Origin of the sequence: Mycobacterium sp. 852002-10029_SCH5224772, assembly GCF_001667315.1 — a bacterium.
GTDB lineage: Bacteria > Actinomycetota > Actinomycetes > Mycobacteriales > Mycobacteriaceae > Mycobacterium.
This window is the reverse complement of record NZ_LZHT01000103.1, coordinates 89083-110854: the sequence shown is the minus strand read 5'-3', so window position 1 is coordinate 110854 and position 21772 is coordinate 89083. Positions and strand designations below refer to the sequence as shown.

General features: G+C 67.6%; 23 protein-coding genes. 9 read left to right on the top strand and 14 right to left on the bottom strand.

Annotation, left to right across the window (positions count from 1 at the left end):
• Positions 1 to 72 precede the first annotated feature (72 nt).
• On the top strand, positions 73 to 768 hold the full coding sequence (locus A5775_RS18285; RefSeq protein WP_067255437.1) for a DUF427 domain-containing protein: 696 nt from the start codon (positions 73 to 75) through the stop codon (positions 766 to 768).
• Here the strand turns inward: A5775_RS18285 and A5775_RS18280 are convergent.
• The 3 genes from A5775_RS18280 to A5775_RS18270 are packed head-to-tail and all read right to left on the bottom strand — an operon-like array spanning position 752 to position 3754.
• Positions 752 to 1927: an acyl-CoA dehydrogenase family protein gene (locus A5775_RS18280; protein ID WP_067255435.1), complete on the bottom strand. Its 1176-nt coding sequence runs from the start codon at positions 1925 to 1927 to the stop codon at positions 752 to 754. The genes A5775_RS18285 and A5775_RS18280 overlap by 17 nt on opposite strands.
• Complete coding sequence (locus tag A5775_RS18275) at positions 1928 to 2848, bottom strand: LLM class F420-dependent oxidoreductase (protein ID WP_067255433.1); 921 nt, start codon at positions 2846 to 2848, stop codon at positions 1928 to 1930.
• A gap of 15 nt (positions 2849 to 2863) precedes the next feature.
• Positions 2864 to 3754 carry an acyl-CoA thioesterase II gene (locus tag A5775_RS18270; RefSeq protein ID WP_067255431.1) on the bottom strand — a complete coding sequence of 297 codons (891 nt, stop codon included), beginning with the start codon at positions 3752 to 3754 and terminating at the stop codon, positions 2864 to 2866.
• Positions 3755 to 3885: 131 nt separating this feature from the next.
• Here A5775_RS18270 and A5775_RS18265 point away from each other — a divergent pair, with 131 nt between their 5' ends.
• From A5775_RS18265 to A5775_RS18250, 4 genes are all read left to right on the top strand, one after another.
• Entirely contained in the window at positions 3886 to 4362 is a 477-nt protein-coding gene (locus A5775_RS18265) for a polyketide cyclase (RefSeq protein ID WP_067255518.1), read from the top strand.
• Between the two features lie 72 nt (positions 4363 to 4434).
• Positions 4435 to 5262 carry an SMP-30/gluconolactonase/LRE family protein gene (locus tag A5775_RS18260; RefSeq protein WP_067255429.1) on the top strand — a complete coding sequence of 276 codons (828 nt, stop codon included), beginning with the start codon at positions 4435 to 4437 and terminating at the stop codon, positions 5260 to 5262.
• A 19-nt stretch (positions 5263 to 5281) separates the two neighbouring features.
• Positions 5282 to 6115: a thioesterase family protein gene (locus A5775_RS18255; protein WP_067255427.1), complete on the top strand. Its 834-nt coding sequence runs from the start codon at positions 5282 to 5284 to the stop codon at positions 6113 to 6115.
• A gap of 52 nt (positions 6116 to 6167) precedes the next feature.
• Positions 6168 to 6710: a TetR/AcrR family transcriptional regulator gene (locus A5775_RS18250; protein ID WP_067255426.1), complete on the top strand. Its 543-nt coding sequence runs from the start codon at positions 6168 to 6170 to the stop codon at positions 6708 to 6710.
• Here the strand turns inward: A5775_RS18250 and A5775_RS18245 are convergent.
• Genes A5775_RS18245 through A5775_RS18235 form a run of 3 tightly spaced genes read right to left on the bottom strand, consistent with a single transcriptional unit; the run spans position 6707 to position 9928 of the window.
• Positions 6707 to 8047, bottom strand: a complete 1341-nt coding sequence (locus tag A5775_RS18245) for an FAD-binding oxidoreductase (RefSeq protein ID WP_067255425.1) — start codon at positions 8045 to 8047, stop codon at positions 6707 to 6709. The genes A5775_RS18250 and A5775_RS18245 overlap by 4 nt on opposite strands.
• Before the next feature lie 22 nt (positions 8048 to 8069).
• A complete protein-coding gene (locus A5775_RS18240) occupies positions 8070 to 8810 on the bottom strand; it encodes a glucose 1-dehydrogenase (RefSeq protein WP_067255424.1) in 741 nt (246 codons plus the stop codon).
• 17 nt (positions 8811 to 8827) lie between these two features.
• Entirely contained in the window at positions 8828 to 9928 is a 1101-nt protein-coding gene (locus A5775_RS18235) for a diacylglycerol kinase (RefSeq protein WP_067255423.1), read from the bottom strand.
• Positions 9929 to 10039: 111 nt separating this feature from the next.
• Here A5775_RS18235 and A5775_RS18230 point away from each other — a divergent pair, with 111 nt between their 5' ends.
• Positions 10040 to 10939, top strand: a complete 900-nt coding sequence (locus A5775_RS18230) for an alpha/beta hydrolase (RefSeq protein WP_067255421.1) — start codon at positions 10040 to 10042, stop codon at positions 10937 to 10939.
• Here the strand turns inward: A5775_RS18230 and A5775_RS18225 are convergent.
• Entirely contained in the window at positions 10936 to 11571 is a 636-nt protein-coding gene (locus A5775_RS18225; RefSeq protein ID WP_067255418.1) for a TetR/AcrR family transcriptional regulator, read from the bottom strand. The genes A5775_RS18230 and A5775_RS18225 overlap by 4 nt on opposite strands.
• 157 nt (positions 11572 to 11728) lie before the next feature.
• Between A5775_RS18225 and A5775_RS25530 the strand changes: the two genes are divergently transcribed.
• Complete coding sequence (locus tag A5775_RS25530) at positions 11729 to 11854, top strand: hypothetical protein (protein WP_003874194.1); 126 nt, start codon at positions 11729 to 11731, stop codon at positions 11852 to 11854.
• A 63-nt stretch (positions 11855 to 11917) separates the two neighbouring features.
• Here A5775_RS25530 and A5775_RS18220 read toward each other — a convergent pair whose 3' ends face one another.
• From A5775_RS18220 to A5775_RS18205, 4 genes are all read right to left on the bottom strand, one after another.
• Positions 11918 to 13342 carry an NAD(P)(+) transhydrogenase (Re/Si-specific) subunit beta gene (locus A5775_RS18220; RefSeq protein WP_067255417.1) on the bottom strand — a complete coding sequence of 475 codons (1425 nt, stop codon included), beginning with the start codon at positions 13340 to 13342 and terminating at the stop codon, positions 11918 to 11920.
• The gene (locus A5775_RS18215) at positions 13339 to 13686 is read right to left on the bottom strand and encodes an NAD(P) transhydrogenase subunit alpha (protein WP_067255405.1); all 348 of its coding nucleotides are present in this window, start codon (positions 13684 to 13686) and stop codon (positions 13339 to 13341) included. The genes A5775_RS18220 and A5775_RS18215 overlap by 4 nt, the downstream gene beginning before the upstream one ends.
• Positions 13687 to 14796 (bottom strand): Re/Si-specific NAD(P)(+) transhydrogenase subunit alpha, encoded by a 1110-nt coding sequence (locus A5775_RS18210; protein WP_067255403.1) that lies wholly within the window; start codon positions 14794 to 14796, stop codon positions 13687 to 13689. It lies immediately after the preceding gene.
• A 245-nt stretch (positions 14797 to 15041) separates the two neighbouring features.
• Positions 15042 to 15512 carry a nuclear transport factor 2 family protein gene (locus tag A5775_RS18205; RefSeq protein ID WP_067255515.1) on the bottom strand — a complete coding sequence of 157 codons (471 nt, stop codon included), beginning with the start codon at positions 15510 to 15512 and terminating at the stop codon, positions 15042 to 15044.
• A 153-nt stretch (positions 15513 to 15665) separates the two neighbouring features.
• Here A5775_RS18205 and A5775_RS18200 point away from each other — a divergent pair, with 153 nt between their 5' ends.
• Both A5775_RS18200 and A5775_RS18195 read left to right on the top strand, forming a co-directional pair.
• A complete protein-coding gene (locus tag A5775_RS18200; RefSeq protein ID WP_067255512.1) occupies positions 15666 to 16886 on the top strand; it encodes an acyl-CoA dehydrogenase family protein in 1221 nt (406 codons plus the stop codon).
• Positions 16879 to 17712, top strand: a complete 834-nt coding sequence (locus tag A5775_RS18195; RefSeq protein ID WP_067255401.1) for a tyrosine-protein phosphatase — start codon at positions 16879 to 16881, stop codon at positions 17710 to 17712. The genes A5775_RS18200 and A5775_RS18195 overlap by 8 nt, the downstream gene beginning before the upstream one ends.
• Before the next feature lie 14 nt (positions 17713 to 17726).
• On the opposite strand, the gene A5775_RS18190 is transcribed toward A5775_RS18195, so the two are convergent.
• The 3 genes from A5775_RS18190 to A5775_RS18180 all read right to left on the bottom strand — a co-directional run bounded on the left by A5775_RS18190 (position 17727) and on the right by A5775_RS18180 (position 21754).
• On the bottom strand, positions 17727 to 18590 hold the full coding sequence (locus A5775_RS18190; protein WP_067255399.1) for an SDR family oxidoreductase: 864 nt from the start codon (positions 18588 to 18590) through the stop codon (positions 17727 to 17729).
• Positions 18591 to 18651: 61 nt separating this feature from the next.
• Complete coding sequence (locus A5775_RS18185) at positions 18652 to 20085, bottom strand: aldehyde dehydrogenase family protein (RefSeq protein WP_067255397.1); 1434 nt, start codon at positions 20083 to 20085, stop codon at positions 18652 to 18654.
• A 106-nt stretch (positions 20086 to 20191) separates the two neighbouring features.
• Positions 20192 to 21754, bottom strand: a complete 1563-nt coding sequence (locus A5775_RS18180; protein WP_067255395.1) for an LCP family protein — start codon at positions 21752 to 21754, stop codon at positions 20192 to 20194.
• Between the last annotated feature and the right edge of the window lie 18 nt (positions 21755 to 21772).

Sequence of the window (21772 nt, the reverse complement as noted above, 5' to 3'; positions counted from 1 at the left end):
GAAAGCGGTCGGCCGACATTCAGATACAGCCACGTGATTGGCTAGAGCGGCGAGCGACCGGAAGGACGACGCATGAGTCTGGTAGCAGGGCGCGGTCCCCTCAGCAGCGATCCGGCGGGGCGCTTCTCGCCGGCGATCCCCGAGGGGCCTGAAGGGATCGTCTACGTCGAGCCGCATCCCCGGCGCGTGCAGGCGGTCAAGGACGGACGGCTGGTGATCGACACCGAGCGGGCGCTGATGGTGCACCGGCGGGGGCGTCCACTGGGCTACCTGTTCGCGACCGACGAGGTCGGGGGCCTGCCGAGTGAGCCGGAGCCGGAGGCACCGGGTTTCGTCCGGGTTCCCTGGGACGCGGTCGACACGTGGTTCGAGGAGGGACGCAAACTCGTGCACTACCCGCCCAATCCCTATCACCGCGTCGACTGCCGTCCGACGAAACGGCGCCTGCGCGTCCGCGCCGACGGCACCACGCTGGTCGACACGGACGACACGATGATCCTCTTCGAGACCGCGCTCGAACCGAGGCTGTATGTCGATCCGGCACACGTGCGCACCGATCTGTTGCGGCGATCCGAGACGTCGAGTTACTGCAACTACAAGGGCTTCGCGACGTATTGGTCGTTCGTCTCGGGCGAGAACGCCGTGGAGGATGTTGTCTGGTGCTATCCCGACCCGCCGCCGGAAAGCCTGCCCATCAAGGGGTTTCTCAGTTTCGACGACGCCCGCGTCGACGTGTTGGCCGAGCTGCCGGTCAGCGGCCGTAGCTAGGACGCCCGAGCCCCAGCTCGTGCTGGGCGATCATGTTGCGGAACACCTCCATGGTGCCGCCGTAGATTCCGGCGGGCACGCCGTGCCGGAAGATGAACTCGATGGCACCATCGTCTGCGGAACCTGTTGTATCGGTGGGCAGTGCCGACGCCGTCCCCAGCATGTCCATCAATTCCTGGGCGACCTCACGCATGGTCTGGATGAGCCCCACGCGCCCGTACATCCCGGGAGTCGACATGGCCGCCTCGATTCGGGCGATGCTGCGCCCGAGACGGTATTTCGTCGCCTCGTCGTCGATCGGCCGCCGCCCGCTGGCATCGGGCCTGGACAGGATCGCCGCGACTCCGTCGGCCGCCTCGGCCATCAGGTGGCCGTGCTCTGAGAGCATCGAAATGTTCTGCAGGCCATGGTCTTGGATCTCGGTAACGCCATGTTCGGCGTCGAGGGCGAACCGCATCACCGTCCAGCCACCGTTGACCTCACCGATCCGGTAGAGGTCATCGACCCGCACGTCGCTGTAGTACACGATGTTGGTGCGGTCACCATCCAAGGTGCGGATGCCCTGGATCTCGATGCCGTCGGAATCCAGCGGCACCAGAAACATGGTCAGGTTTTTGTGCTTGGGTCCCTGCGGATCGGTGTTGGTGAGCAGGAAGACGTACTTGGCGTTCTGCGCGTTCGACGTGAACATCTTGGAGCCGTTGATAACCCACCCCTCCCCGTCACGCACCGCACGCGTCTTGCAGGTAGCGACGTCCGAGCCGCCCTCAGGCTCGGTGTAGCCCAGGCATAGCCGTATCTCACCGGACAGCACGCCCGGCAGCACCGCGTCGACCAGCTCGGCCGCCCCGAACTGCTGCACCAACCGCGCGACGACCGCCGTGGTGCCCCAGTGGAACCACGGGGCGTGGGCGCGACCGATCTCGAGGTGGAAGATCCGGCGGCGCACCGGATTGAAGCCGCCTTCGGACTCCAGCTTCCAGTCCGATGTCAGATAGCCCGCTTCGCCCAATGCCAAATGCACTGGCTCACTGAAGTTTTCGCCGGTCTCCCGATCGCGTCGCCGTACCTCATCGGTGACATGTTCGCTGAGGAACTCCCGGAACTGATCGTGGAAATCCTGGTCCTCGGGCGAGAGCGCTACGCGGGAAAAGTCCATTCAGGCCGCGTCGATCACGAGGGTGCGGAAACGGTCGAGGGTCTCGAGCGCGTGCGTCATGCTGTCGCCGGGCAGGTGGACGCTGACCCAGGTCACCCCCAGCTTCGCCAGCGTGTCCAGGCCGTCCAGGTATGCGTCGGCGTTGAACGCGTCGTCGGCGGGACTGCCGCCCTCGAAGTTGGTGAACGTGATGTCGATCGCCGACCAATCCCGGCCCGCCGCATCACATCTGCGCCGCAGGTCCTCGATGCCCTCGGTGAGCTTCTGCACCGAGTCGATGACGGCCGTGCCGGCGGTCTGCGCCAGCTGGGGCGGGGCGGGAAACGGGCACCAGCCGTCGCCGTACTGCGCCACCCGCTGGCGCGATGCGGTGGTGTTGCCGCCGATCCAGATCGGCGGGTGCGGGCTGCTGACGGGCCGGGGGTGCGCGGTGATGCCGCGCGCGCTGAAGTGCTTCCCCTCGAAGGAGACGTCATCCCCGGTCCAGATGGCCCGGATCACCTGCAGCGCTTCCTCGAACAGCTCGGCGCGCTCGTCGTAGCTGACCCCCAGCGCCGCGAACTCGCGTTTGAGGTAGCCCACGCCGACGGCGAGCGTGAAACGGCCGCCGGATAGCAGGTCCAGGGTGGCGCCGGACTTGGCCACCACGAACGGGTTTCGGTACGGCAGCACCACGATGTTGGGGATCAGCCGCAGCGTCGACGTGGTGGCCGCCGCGAAACCCAGTGCGACGAAAGGGTCTAACGCGTCATGACCGCCGGCGTCCAGCCATCGCTGCGACGGCGCCGGGTGGTCGGTGAAGCCGAAACCGTGGATCCCGGCCGCTTCGGTGGCCGCGGCCACCTTCCCGATGCCGTCCCCGCTCGCCAATTCGGGGTTGTAGGGATGGCTGTGCATCGGGTGCGTGATGGTGAAGTGCATCTGACTTTCCAGCCGTCAGAAGCGCGCGCGGGAATCGATCGTGGTGTCACTGGTCCGCAGCGGGCGGATCAGCGCCTCCTGGGAGAACGAGGCCAGCAGCTCCCCCTCCTCCGCGTGCACGGCCCCGCGCACGTACGACATCCCCGCACCCACCTGGGTGCTCTCGTGCGTGTAGAGCAGCCACCCGCCCCAGCGCACCGGCTCGTGGAAGGCGACCGAGATGCTCATCGGCGCGGTGGACACGGTCAGGTGCGCCTGGGCGGTGCCGATGCCTTCGTGCGCGCGCATGGTGGTGGAGATCCCCAGGTGGCCGGTGAAGTACGCCACCAGCGCCTTGGCCAGATCGTCGCGCTGCGGGATCGGGTCGTAGTGCAGCCACGCGTAGAGCTCCGGCGGCCCGACCTCGTCGGGGCTGTTGACGTCGACGACGTCCACCAGGCGCAGCTCGCGGCCGACCATCGGCATCGGGGAGGGGTGGGCATCGGCCGGTGCGGCCACGTTGGGGCGCGGCAGGTGGTGCCGGATGACATCGGCGGTCGGGACATCGGCCAGCGCCGTGATGCTCAGACAGCGCCGGCCGTTCTGATGCACGGCGACGACGGCGGTGGCGGTGGACCGGCCCTCGGCGACGACGTCGAGGATGAGCTCGATCGGCGGGCCGACGGTCACGGCGCGGGAGAACACCGCGTGTGCCGAGCGCACCGACTTGTCCGGGAATCGTTTGGCCACCGCCACAATCGCCTGGGCGAGCACCTGGGTGCCCTCCACCACCTGGCGTTCGTCGCCGACCGCGATGCCGGTGTCACCGGTGAACCGGTCTTGCCCGTCGGCCTGCACGTCAAACAGATCCAGCAGGCCCTGCACCGTCCACTCGATCTGCTTAGATTCCTCGGAAGCTTTCGTCAAATCCGCTCCACCTCTCGCGCTAGCAGCTCACGGCTCAGCGTGACACTTTGAGTAGGATTTGTAAAGCTTGGCTAACAAGACCGCGGGTCAGCGGATCGAAGCGCCCACGGAAAGCACAGGGAGGCAACACCATTGGCATCGTGACCACCACCTCGGAGACCGCGTTCACGCACTCCGCCGAGACCGTGTACGACTTCGTCACCAACCCGGTCAACTGGACGAAGACCTACCCCGGCAGCGCGCACATCGGCGGCTTGCCGGAGCTTCCACTGAAGGTGGGTGACAGCTGGGAGGAAGCCGGACCCGATGGTGACCGGATCTTCAGCTGGCAGCTGGCCGCCGCCGTGCGGCCGACGCTGTTCGTGTTCACCTCGATCGGCCGCCTGGGCCATGACCGCGACGGTCACGGCGGGATGGAGGGCCGAATCACCGTGACCTACCACTTCACCCGGCCGGGCCAGGACGTCACGCTGTTCTCCCGGACCATGACGATCGAGGCGTACAAGCATGCGCCCCTGCCCGATCAGCTCTTCATCCAGGCCAATCCGGCGAGGATCGACGCCTACCACGAGGCCGTCGCGGCCGAACTCGGCCGATCGTCAGATTGACACCAGCACCCGCGGTGCATGACACTTTTTCGGTGTTTTGTAAAGCGGAAGGTCGGCCGAAGGCATGAGCGGATGATCCCCGAGCCGCTGGCCAACGGATTCTGCTTCGGCGAGGGACCGCGCTGGTTCGAAGGCCTGCTGTGGTTCTCCGACATGTTAGGCGAAGCGGTCCACACCTCGACCATGGGTGGCTCGCTGACCACACTGCCGCTGCCGGGGCACTCGCCGTCGGGCCTGGGTTTCCGCCCCGACGGGTCGCTGCTGATCGCGTCGACCGAGGACCGGCGGGTGCTGCGCTACGACGGCGAAACCGTCGTCACCATCGCCGATCTCGCCGACGTGGCGCCGGCCAACCTCGGTGACATGGTCGTCGACGACGTGGGCCGCGCCTACATCGGATGCCAGGCGCTGCGCGGCGGTGTCATCATTCGCCTCGATCCCGACGACAGCGTGACCGTCGTGGCCGAAGACCTGGACTTCCCCAACGGGATGGCGATCACCCCGGACCGCGCGACGCTGATCGTCGCCGAATCGACGGGCCGGCGGCTGAGCGCGTTTTCCATCGGTGGCCCCGACGACCCAGGCGGGCTGACCGACCGCCGGATCTTCGCGGACGGCCTGGACGGGCCGCCCGACGGCATCGCGCTCGACGCCGAAGGAGGCGTGTGGGCGTCGATGACGCTGGCCCATCAGTTCGAGCGGATCGTGGCCGGCGGCGAGGTGACCGACCGCATCGATATGGGCGACCGCGTGGCCATCGCCTGCGCCCTCGGCGGTCCGCAGCGCCGCACGCTGTTTCTCTTGTCGAGCACGGAAGCCTATCCCCAACGCCTGGTCGGCACCCGGCTTTCCCGGCTGGACGCCGTCACGGTGACCACCCCCGGCGCCGGCCTGCCCTGACACTTTGAAGAGGTTGACGATGACCGACGCCTACTACGAACTGATCGACCCGGCCGGCGACGATGCCGGCACGCTGGGCGAGAAGTTCCGGGCGACCGACCTGGCGCGCGGCACCTGGTCGGCGGCGATCCAGCACGGCGGTCCGGTATCGGGGCTGCTGGTCCGGGCGCTCGAGCGGTGCGAACAACGCGACGACACGCGCCTGTCCCGGGTCATCATCGATCTGCTGGGCGGGGTGCCGGCCGAGGGCGACCTGTGGGTCCGCTCCCAGGTGCAACGCCCCGGCAAGCAGATCGAACTCCTCAGCGCCGAGATGCTGGCCCCGGGGCCCGACGGCACACCCCGGCCGGTGGCGCGTGCCAGCGGCTGGCGGTTGCAGCACCAGGACACCCACGAGCTGGCGCACGCGGCGGCGCCCCTGCCCCGGCCGAGAACCGAGGCCTATGACCGCAACCTCAAGGCGAAGGACTGGGACCGTAACTACGTGCACAGCCTTCAATGGCTGTGGCTGACCGAGCCGCTGAGCGACGGCCCCGGCGAATCGTGGATCAATCCGACGGTCGATTTGGTCAACGGCGAGTCCATGACCCAACTGGAACGGCTGTTCGCGGTCGCCGACTGCGCCAACGGCATCGGGAGCAAGCTGGACATCAGCAAGTGGACGTTCCTCAACACCGATCTGGCGGTACACGTGTTTCGTGTCCCCGACGGTGATTGGATCGGGATCAGGGCGGAAACCAGTTACGGGCCGGATGGGATCGGGACGACGATCGGCACATTGTTCGACGAACAGGGCGCGGTCGGCGCCATCCAGCAGTCGGTGCTGGTGCGCCGGCGCCCGGGCCGGGCCTAACGTGGAGGCGAAAGACCATGACACTGCGGCGACACTGCGTAAAGCGTGAATCATGAGCCAGCCGGCGCGGGCGACGACGATCGCCGACACTGACACCTCGACCCGTCAGCGCATCCTGGCGGCCACCGCCGAGGTGCTCGGGCGCAACGGCAAGACCAAGCTGAGCCTGTCCGACGTGGCCACCCAGGCGGGCGTCTCCCGCCCGACGCTGTACCGCTGGTTCGCGTCCAAAGAGGAGCTGCTGTCGGCGTTTTCGGCCTACGAGCGACAGATCTTCGAAAGCGGCCTGGTGAAGGCCACGGCGGGCCTGAAGGGCGTGGAGAAGCTCGACGCCGTGCTGCGGTTCATCGTCGAATACCAACATTCGTACTCCGGTGTGCGCATGGTCGACGTCGAGCCCGAGCACACCATCGCCCAGTTCTCCTGGGTGATCCCGCAGATGCGCGAAGGGCTGCGACGGCACCTGCCCGGGCCCAACTCCGCGGTGAAGGCGGCGACGGTGATCCGGATTGCGATCTCGCACTACATCGTGCGCAGCGACGACGCCGACCAGTTTCTGGCGCAGCTGCGGCACGCGGTCGGCATCAAGGGCTAGTCGAACAACACCGCGGCGTTCAAATAGCCCGTCGGGTCCAGCGCGGCCTTGAGCGTCCGCATCGCGGCGATGTCGGCGGGCTCGCGCGACATGCCGAGGTAGGGCCGCTTGCGACTGCCGACGCCGTGTTCGGAGCTGACGTTGCCGCCGGATCGCGCGATGAGTTCCATCATCGGCCCGTAGAGGTGCTGCTCTTGCTCGCCCGGGCAACGCAACACGTTCAGGTGCAGGTTGCCCTCGCCGATGTGGCCGAACAGCACCGGCAGCGCCCCGGGGGCGTGCGTGTGCACCAATTCGACTGCGTGACTTTCGAATTCGCCGATCGCCGACAGCGGCAGCGACACGTCGAACTTCAGCGGCGGCCCGTATACGCCGAGCACGTCGGCGAGTGATTCGCGCAGCTGCCACAACCGTTGCTGCGCAGCAAGATCCACGCCCACCGCCGGTTCACCGCACATGGGCACGTTCTCGAGCAGTTCGGCGAGGCGCTCGGTCTGGTCATGGTCGGCGGCCAACTCCACCAGCAGTAGCCAGTCCCCGGTGACCGGCGCGCCCACGCCGCGATGCTCGCGGGTCAGCGCGGCCGCCCGGCCGTCGATCAATTCCAGGGCCGCGATGCCATCCACGTCGCGGAAGATGCGGCCGGCGGCCACCAGCGCCTCGAGGTCGGCGAGCCCGCAGATGGCCGTCACCCGGTGCGGGGGGATGGCATGCAGCCGCAGGTCCAGCCCGGTGATGACGCCGAGCGTGCCCTCGGCGCCCACGAACAGCGCCGGGAGGTCGTAGCCGGTGTTGTCGCGGCGCACCCGGCTGTGCCGACGCAGCAGCGAGCCGTCGGGCAGCGCAACCTGCACGCCGATCACCTGCTCGCCCATGTTGCCGTACCGGACGGTGCGCAGGCCGCCGGCGTTGGTCGAGGCCATGCCGCCGACGGTCGCCGTGTCGCGGGCGGACAGGTCCACGCCGAACACCAGACCGGCCGCGGCCGCGGCCTGTTGCACCGCGGCCAGGGTGGCTCCGGCGCCGACCTCGATGCGGCTCTCGACGGTGTCGACGTCCCCGACGGCGTGGAGCCGTTCGGTGGACAACAACACGTCGTCGTGTTCGGGGACGGTGCCGGCCACCAGCGAGGTCCGGCCGCCCTGCACCGTCACATGCGCGCCGGCGTCGCGGCACACCCGCAGCACCTCGGCGACCTGCTCGGCCGAGGCCGGTCGCACCAGCGCGCTCGCCCGCCCGCGGTAACGGCCGGTGTGGTCGACGCCGCGCGCCGCGAGCACGTCGGGGTCGGTGACGACGTGGTTCGGTCCGACCAGGCTCGCCAGACTGCGCAGCATGCTCGCGGTTATAGCACCCGCTCTAGAACTGCTTGTGCGGCACGTCGGTGACCAGGCCGCCGTCCATGATGAACTCGCTGCCGGTGGAGTAGGACGACTCGTCGCTGGCCAGGAACAGGATGAAGGTTGAGACCTCCCGCGACTCGGCCGGGCGGCCGAGCGGGATGGTGACCATGTCGTCGGGCAGGTGTTTGGTCATCGGGGTGCGGATGAAGCCGGGGTGCACGGAGTTGACGCGAATGTTGTGCGGTGCCAACTCCAACGCCGCGGACTTGGCCAGGCCGCGCACCGCCCACTTGGAGGCGACGTATGGGTGCACCATCGGCGCGCCGCGCAGGCCCTCGATGGACGACACGTTGATGATCGAGCCGCCCCCGGCCGCGATCATCGGCTCGACGGCCACCCGCATGCCCAGGAACGTCCCCGTCAGGTTGACGTCAATCACCTTCTGCCACTTGGCAAGATCGAAGCTCTTCAGCGGGCCGAGCGCGACGGTCCCGGCGTTGTTGACCAACACGTTGAGCTTGCCGAATTCGCCGATGGCGGTCTGCACGGCGGCGTCCCACTGGTCGGGCTGGGTGACGTCGAGGTGCACGTAGCGCACCGCGTCACCGATCTCGGCAGCCACCGCTTTGCCCTCGTCGTCGAGGATATCGCCGATCACCACCTTGGCGCCCTCGGACGCCAGCAACCGCGCGTGCTCGGCGCCCATCCCGCGCGCACCGCCACTGATGAGCGCAACTTTGCCGTCTACTCGACCCACCTGGGTCTCCTTTCGATTTAAGTGGTCACCAAAGTGCTTGGTGCGTAAAGGCCTCTTCCGGTGACCAGCGGCAGGTCGAGCGTGGTCCGGATGCCGGGCGGCGCCGCGATCACCGCCGGGATGGCGTTGACGACGCGACCCGCGGCGCCGGCGATCGCGGCGTGGTTGTGGTCGCCCTTGCGGCTACTCGGAATGATGTCGACCGCATAGGAGGGCTCGCCGGTGATCTCGACGCGGTAGGAGCCGTCGCCCGCGGCGGGCTGGGGCAGGTCGGGCCGCAGGTCGGGCCGCAGGCGGGTGACGTGCTCGATGACGATGGCGGGGTGGCCCTTGACCATGCCGCGGATCTCGAACTGCAGCACGGCGACGGTGCCCTTGGCGACGCGGCCGACCGCGATGTCGAAATCCTCGGGTGCGGGCTCGCGCTGGTAGGACTCGGTGATCTCGTCGACCTCGATGCCCAGGCCGGCGGCCAGCTGACGGATGGCGGTTCCCCAGGCGATGCTGAGGATTCCCGGCTGCAGCAGCATCGGGATTTCGTCCATGGGCTTGGCGAATCCCATGTAGTCCATGACCTCGGTCCCGCTGTACGACGCGTAGTCGTGAATCTCCATGCAGCGCACCTGCTCGATGCGCTGACACGTCCCGGCGAGCGCGAACGGGATCAGGTCGTTGGCGAATCCCGGGTCGACACCGCTGATGAAGATGCTCGAATTACCTTGGCGGGCAGTGTCTTCTACGCGGGCGATGTACTTGTCGGGCATCACACCCCACGGGAACTGCAGCAGCCCCGGCGAGGACCCGACGACGTTGATGCCGGCGGCCAGGATGCGCATGACATCGGCCATCGCCTCGGGCAGCCGGGTGTCGCCCATCGCGCAGTAGACGACGCACTCGGGCTTGGCGGCGATGATGGCGTCCAGGTCAGCGACGGCCGCGACGCCGGTGACCACTCCGGCGTCCAGGCCGACGCCGCACAGTTCGCCCGCGTCCTTGCCCACCTTCTCCGGGGTGGAGACGCATACCCCGGTCAGTTCGAACTGCGGGTTGGTGATCAGTTCGGCCAGGGCCAGCCCACCGACATTTCCGGTACCGACGTGCGCGACGCGGATCGCCATGACAGTCTCCGTCCGTTGAGCGCTCAAAACTTTTCTAGACACTAGTCCATTAATTTGGGCGCGCATACCTGCCGGACTGGCCGTGACCGGCGGGGGCAGAATCAATCGCTGATGACACCACGCGAAGACATTCAGTTCCCGTCGGGCGACGACCTGATCAGCGCCTGGCTCTACCGGCCGCCGGGCGGTCGGCCCGCGCCGCTGCTGGTGATGGCGCACGGCCTGGGCGCGGTGCGAACGATGCGGCTGGACGCGTACGCCGAACGCTTCAGTGCGGCCGGCTACGCCTGCCTGGTGTTCGACTACCGCAATTTCGGTGACAGCGCGGGCCGGCCGCGTCAGGTCCTCGACGTCGGCATGCAACTCGCCGACTGGGCGTCGGCCGTCGAATACGCCCGCACTATCCCGGGGGTCGACCCCGACCGAATCGCATTGTGGGGCACCTCGTTTGGCGGCGGGCATGTGATCGCGACGGCGGCGCGGCTGCCGGGCATCGCCGCGGCCGTGGCCCAGTGCCCCTTCACCGACGGCATAGCGTCGGCACGCACCGTCACCAACCCGTCGATCACCGCGCGCATCACCGCGCGGGCGGTGCGCGACGTGCTCGCGAGTAAGCGGGGCAGGCCGCCGGTGATGGTCGCCACGGCGGGCCCGCCCGGCGAGGTCGCGTTGATGAACACACCCGACGCGTATGCGGGCTACCTGCGCCTGGTGCCCGACGGGGTTGACTTACGCAACGAGGTCGCCGCGCGAATCGCGTTGCAGGTCTTCACCTATCGCCCGGGACGCCTGACGCCGAAGATCTCCTGCCCGATCCTGTTCTGCGTGTGCGAGGCTGACTCGGTGGCTCCCGCGGCGGCCACGCTGCGCCACGCGGCAAAAGCGCCGCGCGGTGAGGTCAAGCTGTATCCCGAGGGTCATTTCGCGATCTACGTCGACGACGCGTTCGAGCGTGCGGTCACCGACCAGCTCGGCTTCCTCGACAAGCACCTGAAGGGTGCGGGCTCCTAGGGTCCGAGCGGCGACGTCGTGCGGATCCCCTCGTCGCGGATCAGTCCGCGCAGCAGCGCGGTGCTGAACTCGGCGGCGATCTCCTTGGCCGAGCGTCGTCCGCTCGGCCGCAGCCAGCGGTAGCTGCCCAGCGTCATGCCGATGTAGCCCAGCGCCAGCACGTGCGAGTCGCACTGGTAGAACTCGCCGCTGGCGATGCCGCGGTCGATCAGGCCGTGCACGTGGTGGTAGACCTGCGCTTCCTTCTCGCGCACCTCGGCGACCTGCTCGCTGGTGAACCACTCGGCGATGTAGGGCTGCTCCTGGAAGTACACCGCGGCGCGCTCGGGATCGCTGGCGATGCCGGTGAGCAAGCGGACGGTGTACTGGTAGAGCGCCTCGCGCGCCGTCCAGGACGGATCGTCGTGCACGGCGGCCAACGTGCCCTCGGCGGCCTGCCGGTAGATGTCGAACAGAATCAGCGACTTGCTGGCGTAATAGTGATAGACGGTCGCCTTGTTCAGGCCGATCACGTCGGCCACATCATCCATCCGGGTGCCGTGATAGCCCCGCGCCGCGAACAGCTTGGTGGCGACGGCCAGCAGCTCTTCGCGCCGCGTTTGCCCATTGGGCGTGATGCTGTCGGTGGGCATCTGTTCTCACTATCGTCGGTCCGGGCAGGCCAGGCCCGCTTCGGCCAAGAATAACTATCAATCAACTGGTTGGACAGTTTAAGCAAAAACGCCGGGTGTCACGTCGACGGGCATGCGACTAGACTCCTCATCGAACGAGATTCGAGAGGTGGGACCGATGGATCCGAGTCCGGATTACGACGGAAGCGACGAGATCGAGTTCTTCATGCGGTACCTCACCTGGGGTTTGCGCGGTGTCACGGACGGCAACGGATACCCGCCGCCGGCCTACCCGCCCGTCTGACCCCATCTTTTTCGTGGTGACCCGCCGCGCCCAGCTCCGCTGCGCTTGCGATCACCACGATGGCTACAACGCCTTGAGCTCCTCGGCGACTGCGGTCACCGATTTCTTCGCGTCGCCGAACAGCATGCTGGTGCCCTCTCCGTAGAACAGCGGGTTGTCGATGCCCGCGAACCCGGAGTTCATCGACCGCTTCAGCACGATCACCGACCTGGCCTTGTCCACGTTGAGGATCGGCATGCCATAGATCGGGCTGGACGCGTCGTTGCGGGCCGCCGGGTTGGTGACGTCGTTGGCGCCGATGACGATCGCGACGTCGGTGCGCGCGAACTCGTCGTTGATGTCGTCCATGTCCTTCATGGCGTCGTAGTCGACCTCGGCCTCGGCCAGCAACACGTTCATGTGCCCGGGCATCCGGCCGGCGACCGGGTGGATGGCGTACTTGACCTCCACGCCTTTGTCTTCCAGCAGGGCCGCCATGTCCTTCACGGCATGCTGCGCCTGCGCGACGGCCAGGCCATAGCCCGGCACCACGATCACCTGGTTGGCGTAGGCCATCTGGATCGCGGCGTCCGCGGCCGAGGTGGCCTTGACCGTCTTGTCTCCCCCGGCGTCGCCGCTCGGGGCGATCCCGCCACCGCCGAAGCCGCCCGCGACGATCGCCGGGATCGAGCGGTTCATCGCCTTGGCCATCAGGTTGGTCAGGATCGAGCCGGACGCGCCGACGATCATGCCCGCCACGATCATCGCGGTGTTGTTCAACGCCAGACCCGCCGCGGCGGCCGACAGCCCGGTCATCGCGTTGAGCAGCGAGATGACCACCGGCATGTCGGCGCCACCGATGGGCAGCACCACCATCAGACCCAGCACGCCGGCCGCGGCGAGCAGCCCGATCATCCACCACAGCGGGGCCCCGCCGGTGCCGGGATGGGCGTGGACGCCGATCACGACGGCGGCGACGACGGCGGCGGCCAGCAGCAGCAGGTTGACCGGCTGTTGGGCCCGCCCGAATCCGATCGGTGCGCCCGAGATGATCTCCTGCAGCTTGCCGAACGCGATGGTCGAACCCCAGAACGAGATCGACCCGATGATCGCCGCGAACAACGACGCCACCACGATGTGCACGGTCGGCGACTCCCCGTGCTGGAAGGCCGAAAACCCGTCGGTCTCAATGAATTCCGACAGCGCGATCAGCGCGACCGTGCCACCGCCGACGCCGTTGAAGAACGCCACCAGCTGCGGCATGGCCGTCATCTTGGTGTAGCGCGCCGGCGGGACACCGAGCACGACGCCCACCACCAGACCCGCGATGATCAGCACCCATTGGTCGGTGTGGCGGATCTTGACCAGGGTCGCCGCCACCGCGATGGCCATCCCCACCGCGGCGATCAGGTTGCCCCGCACCGCCGTTTTGGGCCCGGTCAGGCCCATCAGGCCGTAGATGAAGAGGGCGAAAGAAATGATGTAGAGGCCGATTACCAAGTAGTTCATTTGGCGGCCGGCTCCTCACTCGCGGCGGCACCCGATGTTCCGGCGGCGACCGGTTTCTTCTTGCCCTTGAACATGCCCAGCATCCGGTCGGTGACGATGAACCCGCCGATGACGTTCAAGGTGCCGAACACCACCGCGACGAACAGGATGATCTGCACCGCCAGCGAGGGGTGCTCGACCGAGCCGAACACCACCAGCGCGCCCAGCACCACGATCCCGTGAATGGCGTTGGTGCCCGACATCAGCGGCGTGTGCAGCGTGTTGGGCACCTTGGAGATGACCGCGAAGCCGACGAACCCGGACAGCACCAGGATCGCCACGTTGGCCAACAGTTCGTCGTACATCTAGGAATCCTTCTGTGCATGGTCGCGGGTCACACACGACTCGGCGACGACCTCGTCGTCGAAATCCGGCGCCAGCTTGCCGTCGGTGAGCAACAGGTCCAGCAGCGCGGTGATGTTCTTGCTGTAGAGCTCGGAGGCGTGCTCGGGCATCGTCGCCGGCAGGTTCAACGGCGAGGCGATCGTGACGTCGTGCTTGACGACCGTCTTGCCGGGTTCGGTGAGCTCGCAGTTGCCGCCGGTCTCCCCGGCCAGATCCACCACCACGCTCCCGGGCTTCATCGCCTCCACCGCCGCGGCGGTCACCAGCCGCGGCGCCGGGCGGCCCGGTACCAGCGCCGTGGTGATCACGACGTCGAAGCCGCTGATGGCCTTTTCCAGTGCCTGCTGCTGCTGCGCGCGTTCCTCGTCGGTCAGCTCCCGGGCATACCCGCCCTCGCCGGCCGCGTCAATACCGATGTCGAGCCACTGCGCGCCCACCGAGCGCACCTGGTCGGCGACTTCGGGCCGCACGTCGTAACCGGTGGTGCGCGCACCCAGCCGCTTGGCCGTCGCCAGCGCCTGCAGCCCGGCCACGCCGACCCCGAGCACCAGCACCGTGGCCGGCTTGACCGTTCCGGCGGCCGTCGTCAGCATCGGGAAGAACCGGGTCGACTCCGAGGCCGCCAGCAGGACGGCCTTGTAGCCGGACACGTTGCCCTGCGAGGACAACGCATCCATGGCCTGCGCCCGCGAGATCCGCGGGATGGCCTCCAGCGCGAACGCCTGCACACCCGCCTGCTTCAGAGCACCGATCGAGTTCTCGGCATTGCGTGGCGCGAGGAAGCCGATCAGCGTCTGCCCGCTGTGTAGCTTGCCGACCTCGTCCGCGGTCGGCGGCGCGACCTTGACCACGACCTCGGCGGCCCACGCATCGCCGATGGTGGCGCCGGCCTCGGTGTAGAGCGCGTCGGGCAGCAGCGCCCGCTCACCCGCGCCGGACTCGACCACGACCGCCACGCCGCTGCCCACCAGCGACGCCACCGCCTTCGGCACCAGCGCGACCCGCCGCTCGTCGGTCCCGGACTCGGCGACCACTCCTACCTTGACCGCGTTGGTCTGCGCATCTGTCATGGCGCGTGCATCTACTTTCCGTACTTTTCCGTACTGTCCTGCCGATGGGCGTGGCGCCGGCTCGGCCGCGCGCTTCGCTACCTTAACCAGGTTTCACCATGGATGGGTGATCGCCCACAGCGGGATACCCCGGCCGTCGGCAATCGACTCCGGGTCGATGGTTCGCCGCGGCACCGCGATGCAGTAGCGCCTGCCGCGTTGTGACGTCACAAGAGCGCGTTGTTGCGCCCGGCCTGTCAGAGGGGCTACCAGAGCGGGATGTCGTGGCCGTGTTCGGACGACGGGCGGGGGCCGAAGTAGCGTCGCTGCGACTCGTCGATCGGCACGTCGTTGATGCTGGCTTCGCGGCGCGCCATCAGCCCCGACTCGGTGAACTCCCACAACTCGTTGCCATAACTGCGGTACCACTGGCCGGACTGGTCGTGGCATTCGTATTGGAACCGCACGGCGATCCGGTTGTCGTGAAAGTCCCAAAGAACCTTGCGCAGCGCGTAATCGAGTTCGCGCTGCCACTTGCGGGTCAAAAACGCCACGATCTCGTCGCGGCCCACGACGCGCTCGCCCCGGTTTCGCCACTGCGAATCGACCGTGTAGGCCAGGCTGACGCGCTCGGGATCTCGGGTGTTCCAGGCATCCTCCGCCGCCTGCACCTTTTGGATCGCGGTTTCCCGCGTGAACGGCGGGAACGGGGGGCGGGCTTGCGAGCTGTCGGTCATGACGTCCATCGTGCGCGCAGCGCGGCCGGGAGCGCAGCGCGGCCGAAAAATCAGCCCCGGCCGGGTGTCTTCACCGTCGATTCAGCGTTGCGCCGGCGACCGGAAACTCGGCGACTCGACACGTGTCCTATCGTGACGGGCATGGACTTCGCGATGTCGGCCAAGGCCACCGACTACCACAAGCGGTTGTCCGACTTCATGACTGAGTTTGTCTTTCCGGCTGAGGCCGCCTACGACAACTACCGCCACGAGGCCGGCGCAGGCGACCACACCGTTCCCCCGGTCATCGAGGAACTCAAAGCCAAGGCCAAGGAGCGCGGCCTGTGGAACCTGTTCCTGCCGGCCGAGTCGGGGTTGACCAACCTCGAATACGCCCCGCTGGCCGAGCTGACCGGCTGGAGCCTGGAGCTCGCCCCCGAGGCGGTCAACTGTGCGGCGCCGGACACCGGGAACATGGAGACCCTGCACCTGTTCGCCACCGAGGAGCAGCGCAAGCAGTGGCTGGAGCCGTTGCTGGCCGGCGAGATCCGCAGCGCGTTTTCGATGACCGAGCCGGCCGTCGCCAGCAGCGACGCCCGCAACATCCAGACGTCCATCGTTCGCGACGGCGCCGACTACGTGATCAACGGGCGTAAGTGGTGGACCTCGGGCGCGGCCGACCCGCGCTGCAAGATCCTGATCGTGATGGGCCGCACCAACCCCGAAGCGGCCAGTCACCAGCAGCAGTCGATGGTGCTGGTGCCGATGGACACTCCTGGCGTGACGGTGGTGCGCTCGACGTCGGTGTTCGGCTGGCAGGACCAGCATGGGCACTGCGAGATCATCTACGACAACGTCCGGGTGCCGGCCACCAACCTGCTCGGCGAGGAAGGCGGCGGCTTCGCGATCGCTCAGGCCCGGCTCGGCCCGGGCCGCATCCACCACTGCATGCGGGCGCTCGGCGGGGCCGAACGCGCGCTGGCGCTGATGGTGCACCGCGCAAACAACCGCATCGCGTTCGGCCGTCCGCTGGCGGACCAAGGTCTGGTGCAGCAAGCGATTGCCAAGTCGCGCAACGAAATCGACCAAGCCAGGCTGCTCTGCGAAAAGGCGGCGTGGACCATCGACCTGCATGGCAACAAGGCCGCCCACCTGTTGGTGTCGCAGATCAAGGCGGTGGCGCCGCAGGTGGCGTGCGATGTCATCGACCGTGCGATCCAGGTACACGGCGCCGCCGGCGTCAGCGACGACACGGTGCTGGCCCGCCTGTACGGCTGGCACCGCGCCATGCGGATCTTCGACGGACCCGACGAGGTGCACATGCGCACGATCGCGCGCACCGAGATCGGCCGCGAGCAGTCCCCGTTCGCCGCAGCGGTGACCCCGGATGACTGAGGCGCTGCGAGAACTGTCCGGCGCGTGGAACTTTCGCGACGTCGCCGACGGTGCACCGGCGATTCGGCCGGGGCGGCTGTTCCGCTCCGGTGAGCTGAGCCGGCTCGATGACGGAGGCCGCGCCACACTGAGCGAGTTGGGCATCACCGACGTCGCCGACCTGCGCGCGAACCAGGAAGTCGCAAGACGTGGTCCTGGTTTGGTTCCCAACGGCGTCGAAATCCACCGGCTCCCCCTACCTGATCTCGGCGACGAGGCGCGAAGCGACGACCCAGAAGATGCAGCCCCCCACGAGACGGCGTTTCGGCGCCTGTTCCAGGGTGATGCCGATCAGTCCGACGAAGAAGTCAACGAAGCCGCGGTCCGGCACATGATCGACGAGTACCGGCAGTTCCCGATCCGCAACGGGGCGCAACGCGCTGTGCGACAAGTTTTCTCGATGCTGGCTTGCGGGCGTTCGGTGCTCACGCACTGCTTCGCGGGCAAGGACCGCACCGGTTTCGTGATCGCCACGGTGCTGGAAGTGCTCGACGTCGATCGCGACACGATCGTCGCCGACTACCTGCGCAGCAACGCCGCGGTACCCCAACTGCGCGACCACATCTACGAGATGATCCAGCAGCGCTCCGACACCGAATTGACCCCGGAGGTCCTCACGTTCACCAAGGCCCGGCTGGCCGACGGTGTCCTCGGTGTGCGCCCGGAGTACCTGGACGCGGCACGCCACACCATCGACCAGGAATTCGGGTCACTGGACGCGTATCTGCGCGATGCCGGTGTCACCGAAGCTGAGGTGGACCGGCTCCGCGCAGAGCTCCTGGCCTGAGTCGCCCGCCGGGCTCAGCCCAGCTTGAAGTTGGCCTGCTGGGCCGCGGACAGATCGGTGATCTGGCCCCACTTGGCGGCGATGTCTTCGACCGACGGCACGCTGTCGAAGGTGATGCCGGCGTTCTGGAACAGCGCGGTGCGCTGCACCTTGCCGCCGCCGACGATGAACACCGAGTCGGTGTCGGTCAACTCCTCGGTCATCAGGTAGGCCACCACCGGGGCGACGTACTCCGGGGTGAGCTTCTCGAAGACCTCCGGCGGCAGGATGTCCTGCGTCATCCGGGTGGCGGCGATCGGCGCGACCGCGTTGGTCTTGATGTTGTACTTGGCGCCCTCCTGGGCCAGCGTGTTGATCAGGCCGACCAGGCCGAGTTTGGCGGCGCCGTAGTTGGCCTGCCCGAAGTTGCCGAACAGCCCGCTGGTGGAGGTGGCGACGACGACACGGCCGAAGCTCTGCTCACGGAAGTGCGGCCACGCGGCGCGGATGACGTTGTACCCACCGTAGAGGTGCACCTTGAGCACGGCGTCCCAGTTCTCGAACGTCATCTTGTGAAAGGTGCCGTCGCGCAGGATCCCGGCGTTGCTCACCACGCCGTCGACCTTGCCGAATTCGTCGAGCGCGGTCTTGATGATTTTCTCGGCGCCCTCGGGCTCGGCGACGCTGTCGTAGTTGGCGGCCGCCCGGCCACCGGCGTCCTTGATCTCCTTGACGACATCGTCGGCCATGTTGTGGCCGGCGCCGGTGCCGTCGCGCGCTCCACCGAGGTCATTGACGATGACGCTGGCACCCTCTTTGGCAAGGGCCAGGGCGTACTCACGCCCCAGTCCCCCACCGGCTCCGGTGACGACGATGACACGATCCTGCACTCCGGGCATAAGTTTCCTCTCTGATGTGAAAAATTCTGTCCAGCAAGTAATTTGGTGCGGAAAACGATGCCTAGAACATCCGGCGGGCCATCTTCATGGCGCGATCGGTGTAGGGCGGGTAGATGAAGCTCGACAGGTCGGGCCGGGTGGGCTTGGTCAGCACCGACTTGCGGTGACTGAACTCTTCGAAGCCGAACTTGCCGTGGTAGGCACCCATGCCCGACGCGCCGACGCCGCCGAACGGCAGCTTGGCCGTCGACACCTGGAAGGCGAGGTGGTTGACCAGCATGCCGCCGGCCGGCACCTCCTTGATCACCCGCTCGCGGGTCTCACGACGCTTGGTGAACAGGTAGGCCGACAATGGCTTGGGTCGTGAGTTCACGAAACGTATTGCCTCGTCCAGGTTTTTGACGGTGACCACCGGCAGCACCGGCCCGAAGATCTCGTTTTGCATCAGCGGGCCGTCCGGGTCGGGGTCCACCACGACGGCGGGCTGGATGCGCAGGCTCGACGCGTCGCACGCCCCGCCAACGACGACGTTGCCGTCCCCGCCGGACAGGTAGCTGCTGATCCGGTCGAACTGTCGCTGGTTGACGATCCGCATGCCGTCGGGCTTGTCCGCCGTGAACTTCGCGATGGCGGCGCCGATCTTGCTCACCAGCTCGTCGCGGATCGTGGCGTCCGCCAACACATAATCGGGTGCGACGCACGTCTGCCCGGCGTTCAGCAGTTTCATCCAGGCGATGCGCTTGGCCGCCACCTCCACGTCGGCGTCGGCCGCCACGATCACCGGGCTCTTGCCGCCGAGCTCCAGGGTGCACGGTGTCAGGTGCGGGGCCGCGCCCTCGTAGACCTTGCGGCCGATCTCGGTGCCCCCGGTGAACAGCACGCGGTCCAGACCCTGCCCGATCAGCTCCTGGCTGGTCGCGCCGTCACCCTCGACGACGGCGATCGCGTCGTTGTCGAGATATTTCGGCACCAGCTCCGCCATCAAATGCGCGGAGGAAGCGGCGATTTCCGACGGCTTGAGGATGACGGCATTGCCCGCGGCGATCGCGCCGACGGCCGGACCCAAGGTCAGGTAGAACGGGTAGTTCCACGCGCCGATGATCAGCACGGTGCCGTACGGTTCGTACTCGATCCAGCCGCGGCCCGGCAGCTGCGGCATCTCGAGCAACTGGTATCTGCGTTTCGTCCACCGGCGAACCTTTTTGGCCGCGAACTTCGCCTCGCCGGCGGTCGTCGCGATGTCGGCGATGAAGGCCTCGAAGGGGCTGCGGTCCAGGTCTTCGGCGAGGGCGGACGCGATGGCGCCCTCGTTCTCTTCCATCAGCTTCACCAGCTGCAGCAACTGCTGCTTGCGCCATTCGACGTCGCGGGTGCGTCCGGTGGCGAAGGTCTGACGAAGACGCGCAACCGTGGCGGGGATGTCGACCGGTGCGGTCCCGTTCGTGGAGTCCTTGGCGGGCGATGTCTTCGATGCAACCGATTCGGTGGTCATCATTGTCCTTCCCGAGCAGAGTTCCGCCGCGTGGCGGCCGCTCATCGGTGATAACCGCGATACTAACCATCCGGTTGGGAGAGCAGTAGGAAGGATCCGGCCCGAACGGTTACTTGACGCAGGGGACGCTCGACGCCGTCATCTGGCTGAGGTTGGTCGGTGCGGGAGCGCGGTCGCCGGTGCCGGTGGCGGCGACGGCACTCACCTGCCCGGACGCCGACGAGCCGCCGGCCGCGCCGGGGTTGGCGAGATAGTCCGCGGCGGGAAACCGCGCTCCCACAGTCAGCCGCACGGTTCCGGAGGCCACGGTGACTTCGGCAGTCGCTGGTACGTGCAGTTGCTCAGCCAGGACCTGTGCGCCCGCACCGGCCCCGGGGCCGTATTCGATCGTGCTGTCGTCGGCCGGGGCGGTGGCGGTCGTGGTGCTGCCCCGGGTGAAGCCGCGGCCGGCGAAGGCCTCCTCCAGCGCGGCCGCGAGTCCGTCGCGCGAGCTGGCGTTGACGACGTCGAGAATGACGGGTTCGGCCACCGCGGGCGGCTGGGCGGTTGGTGACGCGGCGTCGAGGGCGCCCGGTGCGTCCGACATGAAGCGCTCGTTGACGATGCGCCGGATTTCGGGAAGGTCGACGAGGTTGATGTCGGATCCGTTCGGGTCCTTGCCGAAGCCCGAGATCGGCAGGGTGTAGAGCGACAGCGGCCGCTCGCTCAATCGCGAGGCGCGCGAGGCGAGCTGGCCGAGGTCCAGCCCGGCGTCGACGGCGACGTTGTCACGGGCGACCTGAAGGATCTTGCGCAGCCCGCTCATGCTGGACAGCACACCGCCGCTGCGCGCCGCTTGGACCAACGACACCAGGAACGCCTGCTGACGGCGTGTCCGGTCGAAATCGGTGAAAGAGCCGTCGTTTTCGTCGCGCCGCTGCCGCACGAACGCCATCGCCTCCGCCGCATCGATGCGCTGAACCCCTTGGTGGAAATCCGCACCCGAATAGCTGTCGTGCGTATCGCCGTTGAGGCACACCGTGATTGGTTCCACGGCCTTGGCGATCTGGAAGAAGGCGCCCAACGTGACCTCGACGAAGTGGTCCACCGAAATACCCAGGAAATCGTTGACGGCGCTGATTTCGGCCGTGCGTCCGGCCTCGCGGGCGGTCTGCTCGCGGGCCGCCAAATCGGTTGCTCCCGCGCCCCCCGAATTCCCGGCGGCCTGCGCGTTCAACGACTGCTGATAGGCCAGCCCGTAGGCCTGCTTGATCTTGCCCGTGCAGACCGAGCCCGGGCAGCCCGGCAACTCGGCGTAGTCGTCGCGGGGGATCGATACCGCGGTGACCGGCCCGTCGCGGTCCGAAATATGCACGACGATAAGGACATTGGCGTTGTAACCACCCGAGGTTTCGTCGCCGGCGTGCAACGCCTCGTAGATCTCCTGCGGTAGCGGCCGGCCATTCTGGTCCAATCGGCTGTCCAGGCCCATCAGCAGGATGTTCTGGTTGTCGCCGAGCGATGCCGCCCCGTTCGGCAGGGCGTGGGAAATGATGATTCTGCCCAGGGCGGTGTGGTAGCCCGTCCAGCCGATGCCGGTGATGGCCATGACGAAAGCCGAAGCGATGCTGGCGACGAGCCGGCCTTTCAGCAGCACCCAGCGGGGTGAGTGATCAGACCCGCAGCTGCCCATAATGAGTCATCATTGTCC

Bases quoted from the DNA above. Each gene is read 5' to 3' on its own strand.
- A5775_RS18285 (WP_067255437.1), top strand. From the start codon at position 73: ATGAGTCTGGTAGCAGGGCGCGGTCCCCTCAGCAGCGATCCGGCGGGG.
- A5775_RS18280 (WP_067255435.1), bottom strand. From the start codon at position 1,927: ATGGACTTTTCCCGCGTAGCGCTCTCGCCCGAGGACCAGGATTTCCAC.
- A5775_RS18275 (WP_067255433.1), bottom strand. From the start codon at position 2,848: ATGCACTTCACCATCACGCACCCGATGCACAGCCATCCCTACAACCCC.
- A5775_RS18260 (WP_067255429.1), top strand. From the start codon at position 4,435: ATGATCCCCGAGCCGCTGGCCAACGGATTCTGCTTCGGCGAGGGACCG.
- A5775_RS18255 (WP_067255427.1), top strand. From the start codon at position 5,282: ATGACCGACGCCTACTACGAACTGATCGACCCGGCCGGCGACGATGCC.
- A5775_RS18250 (WP_067255426.1), top strand. From the start codon at position 6,168: ATGAGCCAGCCGGCGCGGGCGACGACGATCGCCGACACTGACACCTCG.
- A5775_RS18245 (WP_067255425.1), bottom strand. From the start codon at position 8,047: ATGCTGCGCAGTCTGGCGAGCCTGGTCGGACCGAACCACGTCGTCACC.
- A5775_RS18235 (WP_067255423.1), bottom strand. From the start codon at position 9,928: ATGGCGATCCGCGTCGCGCACGTCGGTACCGGAAATGTCGGTGGGCTG.
- A5775_RS18230 (WP_067255421.1), top strand. From the start codon at position 10,040: ATGACACCACGCGAAGACATTCAGTTCCCGTCGGGCGACGACCTGATC.
- A5775_RS18225 (WP_067255418.1), bottom strand. From the start codon at position 11,571: ATGCCCACCGACAGCATCACGCCCAATGGGCAAACGCGGCGCGAAGAG.
- A5775_RS25530 (WP_003874194.1), top strand. From the start codon at position 11,729: ATGGATCCGAGTCCGGATTACGACGGAAGCGACGAGATCGAGTTCTTC.
- A5775_RS18220 (WP_067255417.1), bottom strand. From the start codon at position 13,342: ATGAACTACTTGGTAATCGGCCTCTACATCATTTCTTTCGCCCTCTTC.
- A5775_RS18215 (WP_067255405.1), bottom strand. From the start codon at position 13,686: ATGTACGACGAACTGTTGGCCAACGTGGCGATCCTGGTGCTGTCCGGG.
- A5775_RS18210 (WP_067255403.1), bottom strand. From the start codon at position 14,796: ATGACAGATGCGCAGACCAACGCGGTCAAGGTAGGAGTGGTCGCCGAG.
- A5775_RS18205 (WP_067255515.1), bottom strand. From the start codon at position 15,512: ATGACCGACAGCTCGCAAGCCCGCCCCCCGTTCCCGCCGTTCACGCGG.
- A5775_RS18200 (WP_067255512.1), top strand. From the start codon at position 15,666: ATGTCGGCCAAGGCCACCGACTACCACAAGCGGTTGTCCGACTTCATG.
- A5775_RS18195 (WP_067255401.1), top strand. From the start codon at position 16,879: ATGACTGAGGCGCTGCGAGAACTGTCCGGCGCGTGGAACTTTCGCGAC.
- A5775_RS18190 (WP_067255399.1), bottom strand. From the start codon at position 18,590: ATGCCCGGAGTGCAGGATCGTGTCATCGTCGTCACCGGAGCCGGTGGG.
- A5775_RS18185 (WP_067255397.1), bottom strand. From the start codon at position 20,085: ATGATGACCACCGAATCGGTTGCATCGAAGACATCGCCCGCCAAGGAC.
- A5775_RS18180 (WP_067255395.1), bottom strand. From the start codon at position 21,754: ATGGGCAGCTGCGGGTCTGATCACTCACCCCGCTGGGTGCTGCTGAAA.